The organism is Nocardioides sp. BP30, from assembly GCF_029873215.1.
GTDB lineage: Bacteria > Actinomycetota > Actinomycetes > Propionibacteriales > Nocardioidaceae > Nocardioides.
Map to the genome: position 1 here is coordinate 2,046,220 of NZ_CP123620.1, position 14,908 is coordinate 2,061,127.

The window sequence follows — 14,908 nt, forward strand, 5'->3', positions numbered from 1 at the left end:
CATGTCCACGTCCGTGTCCTCGCCGGGGTCCGATCTCCGGCTCGATGAGGCCGGCCTCACGAGCACGACCGTGTGGCGGCTCGTCGCCGACCGTGCCGATCTGACGCCGCAGGCCGAGTTCGCTGTCGACGAGCACGGTCGACACGTCACCTTCGCCGCCTTCCGCGACCTGGCCCTCGGCATCGCCGCCGGACTGGCGGAGCGGGGTGTCCGGGCGGGGGACGTCGTCTCGTGGCAGCTGCCGACGAGCGTGGAGTCGATGGCGCTCGCCGTGGCCCTGGCGCGGCTCGGCGCCGTCCAGAACCCGATCATTCCGATGCTGCGCGCCGGCGAGGTCGAGTTCATCACCCGACAGGTCGGGGCCCGCCTTCTCATCGTGCCCCGGTCCTACCGCGGCTTCGACCACGCGGCGATGGCCGAGGACGTACGTCGCCGCGTCGACGGCCTCGACCTGCTGGTGATCGACGAGGCATGGCCGGTGGGCGACCCTGACCGGCTCCCCGAACCCTCGGAGCCCGGCTCTGAGACAGCCACCTGGATCTTCTACACCTCGGGCACCACCGCCGCGCCGAAGGGCGTCCGCCACCGTGACTCGGGTCTGATCGCCGCCTCGCGCACCTTCGTCCTCAACCTCGAGGCGACGCCTGAGGACCGTTGTGCGGCCTTCGTCCCGGTCGCCCACGTCGGGGGCATCACCCACCTGCTCCACGCGCTGCTCATCGGCCATGCCCTGATCGTGAGCTCCGTCTTCGCCCCCGAGGCCAACGCCGACCTCCTGATCGAGCAGGGTGCGACCCTGATCGGCTCGGGGCTCCCCTACACGAACGAGTATCTGCGGATCTCGAAGGAGCGCGGCGTCGCGCCGCTGTTCCCGCGATCGCGGGCGGTGCTCGGCGGCGGCTCCGGCAGGCCGCAGACCCTGAGCCGGGCGGCGGCCGAGCGGCTCGGCGGAGTCGGCATCATCTCCGGCTACGGCATGACCGAGTGCCCCTACATCACCTGGGGCACGCCGCACGACACCGACGAGCAGCACGCCTCCTGCGAGGGGATCCCGGCCGGTGGCGGCGAGGTCAGGATCGTCGGGGACGACGGGACCGTGCTCGGGATCGGCGAGATCGGCGAGATCCGGGTGCGCGGTCCGCAGCTGTTCCTCGGCTACGTCGACGCGTCCCTCGACGCCGACGCCTTCGATGCCGACGGCTTCTTCCACAGTGGCGATCTGGGCTTCCTCGATCCCGACGGGCGGCTCGCCGTCACCGGCCGGATCAAGGACGTCATCGTCCGCAAGATGGAGAACATCTCGGCACAGGAGGTCGAGTCGGCGCTGATCGGTGCGCCCGGCATCGCCGACGTGGCGGTGATCGGCCTCCCGGACCCGGTGACGGGCGAGCGCGTGTGCGCCGTCGTCGTACCCGCCGACCCGCAGTCGCCGCCTGACCTCGCCTCGGTGCAGGCCTACCTGCGCAGCACCTCGCTCAACATCCGCAAGTTCCCCGAGCAGGTCGAGGTCGTCGCATCCCTCGCCCGCAACTCGCTCGGCAAGCTCATCAAGTCTGATCTGCGCAGCCGGTTCGCGCCAGATGCCGGTCACGACCCTCAGAACACGGGAGACGACATGACCGAGACCCTCTACTCCACGATCGAGTTCCGGGTCGTCGACCACATCGCCACGATCACACTCGATCGCCCGGATCGGCTCAACAGCTTCAACCAGACGATGACCGAGGAGATGGCCGATGCGTGGGCGCGGGTCCGCGACGACGACGACATCCGCGTCGCGGTGCTGCGCGCCAACGGCGATCGCGCCTTCTGCACCGGCATGGACGTCGGCGAGGGCGCCTGGTGGTCCCACCTCAACGCCTGGAACCAGGAGGACCCCGGGGTCCTGCTCGGCCCGCGTCATCACCGGGTGTGGAAGCCGGTCATCTGCGCCGTCCACGGCATGGCGGCCGGTGGTGCGATGTACTTCATCAACCAGTCCGACATCGTCATCTGCTCCGAGGACGCCACCTTCTTCGACCCGCACGCCAACGGCGGGATCGTCTCCGCGCTGGAGCCGATGGGGATGCTCGCCCGCGGTATCCCGCTCGGGGAGGTGCTGCGATGGGCTCTGCTCGGCAGCGACGAGCGGATCACCGCCGAGACGGCGCTGCGCATCGGCCTGGTGACCGAGGTGGTCCCGGCGGCCGAGTTGCGTGACCGCGCCCGGCAGCTCGCCGACGAGATCGCCGGGCGTCGCCCTGAGGCGATCCAGGGCACGGTGCGTGCGATCTGGGAGTCGCTCGAGATGACCCCCACCACGGCCCTGCGCAACGGACTGTCCTACACCCAGATCGGCAACGCCGGCACAGGCCGCACCGACTCACGCACCAACAAGCGCGCACCGCGCTTCCGCTGACCAGTCGAGCTCGCTGAGGAGACGATCGTGACGACCCAGACCGAGGAGATGCTGACCTTCAGCCTCGTGATCGGAGGTGCCGAGACGGCGGCTGCCGCCGGCCGCACCTACGAGAGCATCGATCCCTACACGGGGCGACCGTGGGCGGTGGTCCCGGACGGGGACGCATCCGACGTCGACCGGGCGGTCGCTGCCGCGCGCGAGGCGCTCGACGGGCCGTGGGGCCGTCTCAGCGCGACCGAGCGCGGCCGGCTGCTGTATCGGCTCGCCGACGTGATCGAGTCGGAGGCCGACCGTCTCGCCGACTTCGAGGTGCGCGATGGCGGCAAGCTGCTGCGCGAGATGTCGGGTCAGATGAGGGGCCTCCCCGACTACTACCGTTACTTCGCCGGCATGGCGGACAAGCTCGAAGGCTCGGTCGTTCCGACCGGCAAGTCCAACTACCTCGTCTACACCACCCACGAGCCGGTCGGCGTCGTCGGTGCCATCACACCCTGGAACTCCCCGCTGCTCCTGCTCACCTGGAAGCTCGCGGCGGGTCTGGCGGCCGGCTGCACCTTCGTGATCAAGCCGAGCGACTACACCCCGGTGTCGACGCTCGCCTTCGGCCGGCTCTTCGAGAGCGCGGGCTTCCCCCCGGGGGTCGTCAACGTGGTCACCGGCTGGGGTCCTGAGACCGGCGCTGCGTTGGCCGCCCACCCGGGTATCGACAAGGTCGCCTTCACCGGCTCGACCGGCACCGGCATCAAGGTCGGCCAGGCGGCCGTCGCCAACATGACCCGCTTCACCCTCGAGCTCGGCGGCAAGTCGGCCCAGGTCGTCTTCCCCGATGCCGACCTCGAGGCCGCGGCCAACGGCATCGTGGCGGGCATCTTCGCCGCGACCGGCCAGACCTGTCTGGCCGGGTCCCGTCTGTTGGTGCACGAGAGCGTGGCCGAGGAGCTGGTGGGCAAGGTGGTCGACCGCGCCTCCACCATCGTGCTCGGTGACCCGCGCGACCCGGCGACCGAGATGGGACCGGTCTCCAACGGCCCGCAGTACGAGAAGGTGCTCTCCCACTTCGCCTCGGCCCGGGAGCAGGGTGCGACGATCGCGTACGGTGCCGAGCCGGTCCCCGAGCTCGGGGGCTACTTCGTCCGCCCGACCGTGCTGACCGACGTCACGCCGAAGATGCGTGCTGTCACCGAGGAGATCTTCGGCCCGGTCCTGGTGGTCTCCACGTTCCGTGATGAGGACGAGGCCGTCGCCGCCGCCAACGGCACCGAGTTCGGCCTGGCCGGCTCGGTCTGGACCAAGGACGTGCACCGTGCCCACCGCGTCGCCGGCAGGCTCCGAGCCGGGACCGTGTGGGTCAACGCCTACCGTGCGGTCGCCCCGAGCGTCCCTTTCGGTGGCATGGGCGCGAGCGGCATGGGCCGCGAGAACGGCCTCGAGGCCGTCAAGGACTTCACCGAGACCAAGGCCGTCTGGGTCGAGCTCAGCGGGGAGACCCGCGATCCGTTCACCCTCGGCTGACCCACCACACGAAGGACCACCACCATGTCAGAGAAGATCGAAGCCGTCATCGTCGCCGGTGCTCGCACCGCGATCGGCACCGCCTTCAAGGGCACCCTGCGTGACACGACCGCGCTCGAGCTGGCCGAGGTCGTCGTGCGTGAGGTGCATCGGCGCTCCGGGCTCGACGTCGCCCGGATCGACGACATCATCCTCGCCGAGTCGAACTACGGCGGCGGCGACGTCGCCCGCCACGCCGCCGTCGTGACAGGCATGACCCACGTGCCGGGTCAGGCCGTCAACCGGCACTGCGCCGGCGGACTCACGGCCATCGCCGACGCGGCGGCCCAGATCGTCTCCGGGGCCGAGCGGGCCATCATCGCCGGCGGCACCCAGTCGACCTCGACAGCGCCGCTTCAGCGCTTCCGTACCCCCGGCACCGTCGACGAGTACACCGAGCGATGGATGCCGCCCACGCACCCCGACACGCCCGAGGCGCCCAACATGGACATGTCCATCTCCGTCGGCTGGAACACCGCCAAGGAGGTCGGCCTGACCCGCGAGGAGATGGACGCCTGGGCGTTCCGCTCCCACCAGCGGGCGGTTGCGGCGATCGACGCCGGCGCGTTCAAGGACGAGATCGTCCCGGTACAGGCCCGTCAGGCCGACGGCACGACGGTGACCTTCGAGGTCGACGAGCACCCGCGCCGCAGCACCACGATGGAGAAGCTCGCCTCGCTCAACCCGCTCCATCCCGAGATTCCCGACTTCTCGATCACAGCCGGCAACGCCAGCGGGATGAACGACGCTGCAGCGGCCGTGATGGTCGTATCCAGCGACCTCGCGGCCTCCGAGGGTCTCGAGACGCTGGCCGTTGTCAGGGCCTGGGCCTCGACCGCCACCGAACCGGGCCGGATGGGCCTCGCCCCGCTCGATGTGATCCCCAAGGTGCTCGATCGAGCCGGGCTCGGCATCGCCGACATCGATCTGTGGGAGATCAACGAGGCCTTCGCCGCCGTGCCGGTAGCGGCCTGCAAGAAGCTCGGCATCGACGAGGAGCGCGTCAACACGGCGGGCAGCGGCTGCAGCCTTGGCCACCCCGTCGCGGCGTCGGGAACACGGATGGTGATCACCCTGATCAACGAGCTGCGCCGTCGCGGTGGTGGCACCGCTGTCGCGGCGATGTGCGCCGGAGGCGGTCAGGCAGGCGCGCTGGTGATCCAGGTCCCCGCTCCCGCTGCCGGAAAGTGAGTCTTCGGTGAGCGGCGCGCGGGGCGCTCCCTCGCAGGCCCGGACGATCACGCTTCCCGGCGCCGGCCTGAACCTGGCGGCGGACCGATGGGCGCCGCCGGCCGATCGGACACCCAAGGGTGTCGTCGTCCTCCTGCATGGAGGGGGCCAGACCCGACATTCCTGGCGTCGCACAGGGGAACGGCTCGCGGCGGACGGCTGGATCGCGTACGCCGTCGACCTCCGCGGTCACGGTGACAGCGACTGGGCCGCGGACGGCGACTACGGCATGACGGTGATGATCGCCGACCTCCGCGAGACGATCGCCCGGATCAAGGCTGTCGAGCCGGCCGTGCCGGTGTCGCTGGTCGGCGCCTCGCTGGGCGGCAAGGTCGCGCTGATAGCGATCGGCGAGGACCCGACGCTGGCCGACTCGCTGGTGCTGGTCGACATCGCGGTGTCGGTGGAGCGCAGCGGGGCCCGTCGCGTCAAGGAGTTCATGCGCGGCGCGCCCGAGGGCTTCGGCTCGCTGGAGGAGGCGGCAGCGGCGATCTCGGGCTACAACCCGCACCGCCGCCACGGCGGTAGCCTCGAGGGCCTCCGCAAGAACCTGCGACTGCGCGGTGGACGCTGGCACTGGCACTGGGACCCGGCGATGATGCGACTCGACCGCCCGGACGACGAGCATGCGGACTCCGCGATGAGTGCCGCCATCTACGCCCGCTCGCGGGCTGCGGCCCTGGCGCTGCGTCACCCGGTGCTGCTCGTGCGCGGCGCCCACTCCGACGTCGTCTCCGATGCAGGCGTGGCGGAGATGCGTGAGCTCATCCCGCAGGCGACGGTCCTCGACGTACGCGGTGTGGGGCACATGGTGGCCGGCGACGACAACGACATCTTCACGGCCAACCTGCTCGGATATCTCGACGGGACGCTCGAGCACGACCATCACGACCATCACGACCAGGAGGTCCGATGACCATCGACACCGAGGCAGCAGGCAAGGTCCTCAGCGGACTGCGACCGTTCCCCGTGGCCATCACCACGATCGACGGCGGCTTCGCGAACGGGCTGATGTCGCTGTCGGCAGGCGCCGCCAGCATCATCCCCGAGGCGCCGCGCGCCACGATCAGCCTGACGAAGTACAACCTGACCCATGACATGGTCGTGCGCTCCGGGGTGTTCGTCATGCACCTGCTCAGTGCCGAGGACGACCGGATCGAGGAGTCGCTCGAGATCCTGATGACCCTCGGCGGCAGCTCGGGGCGCGACGGCGACAAGGTCGGCAAGCTCCGCACGAAGACGGGCGTCACCGGTGCGCCGGTGCTGCTCGGCGCCCACAGCTATGTCGAGGCTCGGGTGACCGGCACCCTGGACGTCCAGGAGAGCTCGATCTTCGTCGGCGACGTGGCCGCGGCAGAGGTCCTGCATCCGGGTCGCCGCCTCCAGATCGGCGAGGCCTGGAGCAAGCTGCCGCCCGCCTGGATCGAGCAGTACGAGGCCAACCACGGCCCGCAGCTGGCCAACGCGCGGTCGCGCCGCTTCGGCGATGCCGGCTGATGTCCACCCGGTCGGAGCAGAGCCCCGCCGGCACGTGGGAGCTGCCCGAGGAGCTCCTCGCCCTGCGTGACACGGTCCGCCGGTTCATGGATGCCGAGGTCCGTCCGCTCGAGGCAGGGCTGCCGCACGACGCCGCGGGCCTTTCGCGAGAGCGTCTCCTGCCGTTGCAGGCGAAGGCCCGCGCTCTCGGTCTCTGGGCACTGCAGACGCCCGAGGCGTACGGCGGCGCCGGGTTGAGTGTGCTCGGTCAGGTCGTGGTCGCGGAGGAAGCCGCAAAGTGCCGGATGGGCGCCTTCTTTCCCGCCCTGGGTGCCTTCGGCGGCAACCCGCCGATCGTCATGTACGGCGCCACCCCTGATCAGTTCGCTCGCTTCGCGCAGCCGATCCTGGACGGCACCGCCACCAAGGCCTACACCGCGATCAGTGAGCCCGGCGGCGGGTCGGACCCGGCCCGGGCCATCCAGCTCAAGGCGGTCCGCGACGGCGATCACTACGTGCTCAACGGCGCGAAGATGTGGACCAGCCACGCGGACGGCGCTGACTGGGGCGTCGTCTATGCCCGCACGGGTCAGGGGCGCGACGGGATCTCGTGCTTCGTGGTGGAGAGGGACACCCCCGGGCTGAGCATCCGTCGTATCGACGTGATGGCCTCCTTCGCGCCCTACGAGCTGCACTTCGACGACGTTCGCATCCCGGTCGACCAGCGCATCGGCGAGGAGGGGAGGGGCTTCGCGCAGGCGAGCTCGACCCTCGTCCACGGCCGCATCCTGTACGCCGCCGGGCCGATCGGCATCGCCCAGGAGGCGCTGCGGATGGCGTGCGCCTGGGCGAAGGACCGCGTGGTGTTCGGCGGCAGACTCGCCGACCAGCAGGGCATCCAGTGGATGCTCGTCGACAGCGAGGTCGAGCTCCGCGCCGCACGGTTGCTGACCTACCAGGCCGCGTGGAACGCCGATCTCGGCAAGGACGTCCGCGTCGATGCCTCGGTGGCGAAGATGTACGCCACCGAGACGGCGTACCGCGTCGTGGACAGGTGCATCCAGGTCCATGGCGCCCTGGGCGTGGCCGACGAGCTGCCGTTGGAGCGGTGGCTCCGTGATCTGAGGGTCAAGCGCCTGGGCGAGGGCGCGACCGAGGTGCAGCGCGTCGTCATCGCCCGCGGCCTCCTCAGCTGACCCATCTCAATGACCCGCCCCAAGTGACCCGACCGCGTGGAGACCGCTATGAAGACGAACCTGATGTTCCCGATGCGGGCGGTCAAGCACTACCCGCAATGGATCGGCGACGGCAGCCTGGGGGAGCTGGCGCGCTTCGTCGAGGAGGCCGGCTTCGACGGCTTCTCCATGAGCGAGCACCCCTACCCGGACAAGACGTGGCTGGCCAACGGCGGGCACCACGCCTTCGACCCCTTCGTCTCGCTCGGCATGGTCGCCGAGGCGACCCACAGTCTTCGGGTGATCACCTACGTCATGGTCGCCGGCTACCGGAGTCCCTACCTGGCCGCCAAGGCGGCCGCCAGCCTCGATCTGCTCTCCGGCGGGCGACTCACGCTCGGGATGGGGGCCGGGTATCTCGAGACCGAGTTCGCGGCCCTCGGCGCGGACTTCCAGCGCCGGGGCAGGCTCCTCGACGAGGGCATCGCGGCGATGCGGGCCAGCTGGAGCGGAGTCGACCACCACGGACCGGAGTTCGGGATCGACGGCCACGTCGCCCTGCCGGCGCCCGCACAGGCGGGCGGTCCGCCGATCTGGATCGGCGGCAACAGCGCCCCGGCCCGTCGCCGCGTCGTCGAGCTGGCGGACGGGTGGATGCCGATCGCGCAATCCGCGCAGATGGCGGCGATCACCAAGACGCCGCCGCTGGAGGACCTTCCCGCGCTGCGGAGGCTGATCGCCGAGCAGGCCCTGCGGCGGGCGGAGCTCGGTCGCGGTCCGCTCGACGTCAGCTTCGTGCCGTTCGAGAAGAGCCTCTTGCGCGAGGACGCCACGGCCTTCGCCGACGCGCTCGCGCCTCGCGTCGAGGCGTACGCCGAGGCGGGGATCACCTGGCTCACGGTCGAGCCATCGAGCCGATCCTTCGCCGAGTTCAAGCGCGACGTCGCCGAGATCAGCGAGCGGTTGAAGCTCAGTTAGGTCTCGAACTGACACCTATGGCTACATGCTTCCCGCGCGCGTCCGGGACGGCGGCTGGAGGAGCGCCGCGGCGTTCCAAGCCGCGTCCATCCTCAGAAAAGTGACGCCGGACACAGTTTCTCGGGCGATCCACTAGCGGTGGTGACGCGGTTCATCTAACGTCAGTGTCACCGAATTGAACCCGTACGATCCGAAGGGACTGCCGTCGATGACGCAGCATCTCGTCTTCCTCCTGCTGGGCCTCGGCAACGGAGCCGTGTTCGGCGCGCTGGCGTTGGCCATCGTGCTGACCTACCGCAGCTCCGGCGTGGTCAACTTCGGCAGCGGGGCGATCGCCCTCTACACGGCCTACATCTATGCCTTCCTCCGGCAGGGCAAGCTGCTCCTGCTGATCCCCGGGCTGCCGGACAGCTGGGACTTCGGCACCCCGCTCGGCTTCTGGCCGGCTCTGCTGATCGCCCTCGCTGTCAGCGCGCTGGTAGGGCTGGTGCTCTACGTGCTCATCTTCCGACCCCTCCGCACGGCGCCACCCGTCGCGAAGGCGGTGGCCGCGCTGGGCGTCTCGCTGCTCGTCAGCAGCCTGGTCGCCGTCAAGCTCGGGACGACACCGGTGGCGGTCCGGCCGATCTTCCCCGCCAAGGTCTGGCGCCACGACCAGTTGGTCATCTCCTCCGACCGCGTCTACTTCGCCGCTGCGATCCTCGTCGTGGCTGTCGTGCTGATGGCGGTGCTTCGGTTCACCCGGTTCGGCCTGCACACTCGCGCGGCTGCCGAGACCGAGCGCGGTGCCTACCTCAGCGGCATCTCGCCGGACCGCATCGCGGCCTACAACTGGATGCTGAGCTCGGCCGTCGCCGGCCTCGCGGGCATCCTGATCGCGCCGATCGTCCCGCTGGTGCCGGAGGCCTACACGCTCTTCATCGTGCCGGCGCTCGCTGCCGCCATCGTCGCGCGGTTCGAGTACGTCGTGTGGGCGGTCGTGGTCGGCATCGTGATCGGTGCGCTCCAGTCCGACGCGCAGCACCTCGAGGCCCGCTACTCGAAGCTTCCCTCGGCGGGACTGCCCGAGCTGATCCCGCTCGTCCTGATCATGCTGGTGCTCGTCATCCGTGCCCGTGCGCTGCCGGGCCGCGGGTCGATCATCCTGCAGTCGCTGGGTCGGGCGCCGCGCCCGCAGCGGCTCCTCCCGACCAGCGTCGTCATGGCCGTGGTGTCGGTGCTCGGGCTGGTGCTCCTCCACGACCGCTGGCGCAACGGCCTGATCGTCACCTTCATCATGGCGATCGTCGCGTTGTCGACGGTGGTCGTCACCGGCTACGCGGGTCAGGTCTCCCTGGCCCAGCTCACCATCGCCGGCACGGGCGGCTTCATCCTGGGACCGATCGGCGATCACCTGCACGTACCCTTCCCGTTCGCCCCGCTCCTGGCCGCTCTCGGCGCCGCCGCGCTGGGCGTGCTCGTGGGACTGCCGGCGCTCCGCATCCGGGGGCTACCCGTGGCGGTGGTCACGCTGGCGATGGCCTTCGCCGTGGAGGCCCTCTGGTTCCGCAACAGCGACTTCGTCGGGGAGGCGGGCGTGCACGTGCCGACCCCCTCCCTGTTCGGTTGGAACCTCGGCATCGGCTCGGGTCTGGGCTATCCACGGGTGCGGTTCGGCATCCTGTGCCTCGTCGTGCTCTTCGCCGTCGCGATCGGGGTGGCCCTCCTGCGGCGCAGCCAGCTCGGGTCGCAGATGTTGGCCGTCAAGGCCAACGAGCGATCGGCCGCTGCCGCGGGCGTCAGCGTGGTGCGGGTGAAGATCCTCGCCTTCGGCATCGCCGCCTTCATCGCAGGCCTGGGCGGGTGCCTGCTCGCCTACCAGCAGCAGACCATCACGGCGACCTCCTTCTCGGCGATGGCAGGGCTGGCCCTCTTCGGCACCGTCTACCTATGCGGCGCGACGTCCATCTCCGGCGGCCTGCTCGCGGGGGTCTCTGCCACCAACGGCATCCTCTTCATCCTGATCGACGAGGTCTTCTCCGCCAGCGGCTGGTATCCCGTGGTCGCAGCCGTGCTGCTGGTCTTCACCGTCATCCTCAACCCCGAGGGCATCGTCGGTCCCGCTCACTCCTTCCTCGCCAAGCGGCGGAGCGGGGATGCGAGCGCGATGGGCTCGGTCGTCGCGCGTGCCGAGGCCGAGCTCACCGAGCCGATCCCGGCCACCTTCGACCCCGACGCCGGCACCGAGCTCGAGCTGAGCGACGTCTCGGTCCGTTACGGCGGCGTCGTCGCGGTCAACGGTGTCTCGCTCAAGGTTCCGCAGGGTGCGATCGTCGGCCTGATCGGCCCCAACGGTGCCGGCAAGACGACCCTGATCGACGCGATCAGCGGCTTCGCCACGCATGCGGGAGCCGTACGCCTCGCCGGCGACCCGCTCGAGGGCAAGGTGCCGCACGAGCGGATCCGCGCCGGGCTGGGGCGCACCTTCCAGGCCATCGAGCTGTACGACGACCTCAGCGTGCTGGAGAACGTGAAGGTCGGTCTGACAGCGGCCGGACACCGCGTCGAGACCGGGACGGTGCCGAGCTTCGGCGACGCCGAGCGACTCGATGCGACCCTGCGCCTGCTCGGCCTCAACGACGTGCGGGAGCGGCCGGCCAGCGAGCTGTCCCAGGGTCAGCGTCAGCTGGTGTCGATCGCTCGTGCCCTGGCCGGGCACCCGCGGGTGCTCCTCCTCGACGAGCCCGCCGGCGGTCTCGACACCGCCGAGAGCCAGTGGTTGGGCGAGCGGCTCCGCCGCATCCGCGAGGCGGGCGTCACCATCATCGTGGTCGACCACGACATGGGCCTGATGCTCGGCCTGTGCGACCAGATCACTGTCCTCAACTTCGGCGAGGTGATCGCGTCGGGCACCCCGGCCGAGATCCGCGTCGACCCCCGCGTCGCCGAGGCCTACCTCGGCACCCACGGTCAGAAGGCGGTCACCGCATGAGCCTCGAAACGACGTCCGAAGGGCAGCCGGCCGTTCCCGTGCTGGAGTGCCGCGGTCTGACGGCCGGATACGGCACCGTGACCGTCGTACGCGCCCTCGACCTGAGTCTCCAGCCGGGCCGGGTGCTCGCGGTGCTCGGCCCGAACGGCGCCGGTAAGACGACCCTCATGACGACACTAGCCGGGATGCTGCCGCGTCTCTCAGGTGAGGTGCTGGTGGACGGCAAGCCGATCCCGAGCGCCCGTCCCGGCGCCGCCAACAAGGCCGGGCTGGTGCTCGTCGCCGACGATCGCGCCCTCTTCACCGGGCTGACGGTCCGGGAGAACATCCAGATCGCGCAGCGCTCGGGTGGTCCTGACCTCGACGCCGTCATGGAGATGTTCCCGGCGCTGAAGAAGCGGCTCAAGGTGCCGGCCGGAGCGGTGTCCGGCGGCGAGCAGCAGATGCTCGCCGTCGCTCGAGCGCTCGTGCAGCGGCCCAAGGTGCTGCTCATCGACGAGATGAGCATGGGTCTGGCTCCCGTCATCGTCGAGGAGTTGCTCCCCATCGTGCGCCGCATCGCCGACGACACCGGCGCCGTCGTGGTCCTGGTCGAGCAGCATGTGCAGCTCGCCCTGGAGGTCGCCGACGACGCCCTGGTGATCGTGCACGGCGACGTGCGCCTGCAGGGGAGTGCCGCCGACCTCGCAGCACATCCCGAGCACCTCCAGGCGGCCTACCTCGGCGAGACGGTTGCCGCCGTATGAGCGCCGCATGACGGGTTCGCTCGATGGCAAGGTCGCCTTCATCAGTGGCACCGGTGGCGGCATCGGACGCGCCGGCGCGATCAGGTTCGCCGCGGCGGGAGCCAGCGTGGTGGGTTGCGACGCCGACGTCTCGAGCGCGGCGCAGACGCAAGCACTCGTGACGGCCGCAGGCGGCACCATGGTGACGGTCGCGCCCGTCGATCTGGGTGACTACGGCGACTGTCGCCGCTGGATCGAGGAGGGCTTGGCGGCGTACGGACGGATCGACATCCTGTGGAACAACGCCTCCTCCGGGGTCTTCGCGACGATCGAGTCCATGACGCCATCCGATTGGGAGCGCTCGATCCGCAACGAGCTGACGCTGGTCTTCCTGGCGACCAAGGCGGCCTGGTCCCAGCTTGCGACCGACGGTGGTCTGATCATGAACACCGCCTCGGTCGCCGCGCACGGCGGCAGCGTCGCCGGGATCGCACATTCGGCCACCAAGTGGGGTGTCCGGGGGATGACCCACGTCATGGCTGCCGAGGGCGCCCCACTGGGCATCCGGGCGGTCAGCATCAGCCCCGGTGTCATCGAGACGCCGGGTTCCTCAGCGCAGCTGGCCCAGCCGGGCGTGACGGAAGCGCTCATGGCACGCTCACTCGTGCCTCGTCTCGGGCAGCCCGACGACGTCGCCGCGTTCGCAGCCTTCCTCGCCTCCGACGATGCCAGCTTCGCGACGGGGGCCGACTTCCGCGTCGACGGAGGCCTGATCAACCGCTGACCGACCGCTACGACGAAGGGCCCCGTCCTCGACGGGGCCCTTCGTCGTAGCGGTCGGGCTGGGGCCCGTCAGCCGCCGATCGCCGAGTGCTGAGCGACGAGGTCGACGAGCTTGATGCGCGGCCGGCCCGCGGCGCGACCCAGCGCCTTCTCCTCGGCGTCGATGCGTGACCAGGCGTCCATGCCGAATCCGACGTCACGCAGCTTGTCCGTCGGCTCGCCGAGCACACCGGCATCGAAGTCGGCGACGAGCGCCGCGACCGTCTCGCGGGCATCCCACTTGTTGGCCCCGATGCCGCCTGACGGGCCGCGCTTGATCCACCCGGCGACGTACAGCCCGGGGGCGACCCGGCCGCCCTCGTGGGGGACGATCCCGGTGAGCTCGTCGAACGGGAGACCGGGAACCGGGCGCCCGCGGTAGCCGATCGCGCTGAGCACGAGGCCGGCATCCATCTCCTCGCCGTCGTCGAAGCGGACCCCGCGCACCATCGTGTCGCCGAGCAACTCGCTCGGGCGCAGGCCGAAGCGGAACTCCAGCCGGCGCTCGTCGTCGCCGCCGGGGAGGCTCTTCAGCAGCTGGATCTTGTGGGCGATGATCGGATCGTCGCTGGTGGCGTCGATCTCCTCGTCCCGGGCGGAGAGCCCGAGGCCGGGCACCTGCATGAGCCCGATGAGCTCGCCGGCCGTGAAAGCCGCGTGCTCCGGGCCACGGCGCCCGACGAGCACCACCTCACGGATCTTGCTGTCGGCGAGCGCGTCGAGAGCATGGGTCGCGATATCGCTCTTCGCCAACACCTCGGGCGTCGCGAGCAGGATGCGCGCCACGTCGAGGGCGACGTTGCCGTTGCCGATGACGACGGCGCGGTCAGCGGTGAGGTCGAAGTCGAGATCGGCCTGGTCGGGATGGCCGTTGTACCAGCCCACGAAGTCGACGGCGGAGGCAGAGCCGGGCAGGTCCTCGCCGGGGATGCCGAGCCGTCGTCCCTCCGAGGAGCCGGTCGCGAAGATCACTGCATGGTGGCTCGCGGTGAGCTCCTCGAGCGAGATGTCGGTGCCGACGTCGACGCCGAGGCGCACCGTCACCTCCTGCCGCTTCAGTGTCTTCTCGATGACCGTGGCGGCGTTCTTGGTGTCGAGATGGTCGGGGGCCACGCCGTAGCGGACGAGGCCTCCGGGCGTGAGCATCTTGTCGAGGACCGTGACCTCGACCTTGACGCCACGAACCGCTAGCAGCGCATCCACGACGTAGCCGCCGGTCGGCCCGGTGCCGACCACTGCCACCTTGAGCGGGCCCGGACGGGTCGCTGCCAAGACCGCTTCACGCGGCGGCGCGGCGTACGAGGACCGCTCGGGCAGCGCGTACCAGGCGTTGTTGAGGGCGAGGAACGGCTCGTCGATCGGATCCATGTCGTAGTCGGGTGCGATCGCGTCCACCGGACACGCGTCGACGCACGCGCCGCAGTCGATGCAGCTCGCGTCGTCGATGTAGAGCATCTCGGCGGTCCCGAAGCCGGGCTCGCCCGGGGCTGGGTGGATGCAGTTGACCGGGCAGACGACCACGCAGGCGGCGTCGTTGCAGCAACTTCCGGTGATGACGTGGGTCATGGTGAGAAACCTG

Annotated in this window: 11 protein-coding genes; 10 read left to right on the forward strand and 1 reads right to left on the reverse strand. The window is 70.3% G+C overall.

Features of this window, described 5'->3' with window-relative positions; all coding sequences use genetic code 11:
• Window position 1 precedes the first annotated feature (1 nt).
• From P5P86_RS09680 to P5P86_RS09725, 10 genes are all read left to right on the forward strand, one after another.
• Window positions 2–2,398, forward strand: coding sequence for an AMP-binding protein (locus tag P5P86_RS09680; protein ID WP_280611119.1), 2,397 nt, complete (start codon window positions 2–4; stop codon window positions 2,396–2,398).
• Between the two features lie 27 nt (window positions 2,399–2,425).
• Window positions 2,426–3,913, forward strand: a complete 1,488-nt coding sequence (locus P5P86_RS09685; RefSeq protein WP_280611120.1) for an aldehyde dehydrogenase — start codon at window positions 2,426–2,428, stop codon at window positions 3,911–3,913.
• Window positions 3,914–3,937: 24 nt separating this feature from the next.
• The gene (locus P5P86_RS09690) at window positions 3,938–5,143 is read left to right on the forward strand and encodes a thiolase family protein (protein WP_280611121.1); all 1,206 of its coding nucleotides are present in this window, start codon (window positions 3,938–3,940) and stop codon (window positions 5,141–5,143) included.
• Window positions 5,144–5,150: 7 nt separating this feature from the next.
• A complete protein-coding gene (locus P5P86_RS09695; protein ID WP_280611122.1) occupies window positions 5,151–6,098 on the forward strand; it encodes an alpha/beta fold hydrolase in 948 nt (315 codons plus the stop codon).
• Window positions 6,095–6,679 (forward strand): flavin reductase family protein, encoded by a 585-nt coding sequence (locus P5P86_RS09700; RefSeq protein WP_280611123.1) that lies wholly within the window; start codon window positions 6,095–6,097, stop codon window positions 6,677–6,679. Before P5P86_RS09695 ends, P5P86_RS09700 begins: the two co-directional genes overlap by 4 nt.
• A complete protein-coding gene (locus P5P86_RS09705; protein ID WP_280611124.1) occupies window positions 6,679–7,854 on the forward strand; it encodes an acyl-CoA dehydrogenase family protein in 1,176 nt (391 codons plus the stop codon). Before P5P86_RS09700 ends, P5P86_RS09705 begins: the two co-directional genes overlap by 1 nt.
• Before the next feature lie 48 nt (window positions 7,855–7,902).
• On the forward strand, window positions 7,903–8,811 hold the full coding sequence (locus P5P86_RS09710) for an LLM class F420-dependent oxidoreductase (protein ID WP_280611125.1): 909 nt from the start codon (window positions 7,903–7,905) through the stop codon (window positions 8,809–8,811).
• A 208-nt stretch (window positions 8,812–9,019) separates the two neighbouring features.
• Window positions 9,020–11,782, forward strand: a complete 2,763-nt coding sequence (locus P5P86_RS09715; protein WP_280611126.1) for an ABC transporter permease subunit — start codon at window positions 9,020–9,022, stop codon at window positions 11,780–11,782.
• Entirely contained in the window at window positions 11,779–12,528 is a 750-nt protein-coding gene (locus tag P5P86_RS09720; RefSeq protein WP_280611127.1) for an ABC transporter ATP-binding protein, read from the forward strand. Before P5P86_RS09715 ends, P5P86_RS09720 begins: the two co-directional genes overlap by 4 nt.
• 7 nt (window positions 12,529–12,535) lie before the next feature.
• The gene (locus P5P86_RS09725) at window positions 12,536–13,291 is read left to right on the forward strand and encodes an SDR family NAD(P)-dependent oxidoreductase (RefSeq protein ID WP_280611128.1); all 756 of its coding nucleotides are present in this window, start codon (window positions 12,536–12,538) and stop codon (window positions 13,289–13,291) included.
• 68 nt (window positions 13,292–13,359) lie between these two features.
• Here P5P86_RS09725 and P5P86_RS09730 read toward each other — a convergent pair whose 3' ends face one another.
• A complete protein-coding gene (locus tag P5P86_RS09730) occupies window positions 13,360–14,895 on the reverse strand; it encodes an FAD-dependent oxidoreductase (protein WP_280611129.1) in 1,536 nt (511 codons plus the stop codon).
• Window positions 14,896–14,908: the final 13 nt, after the last annotated feature.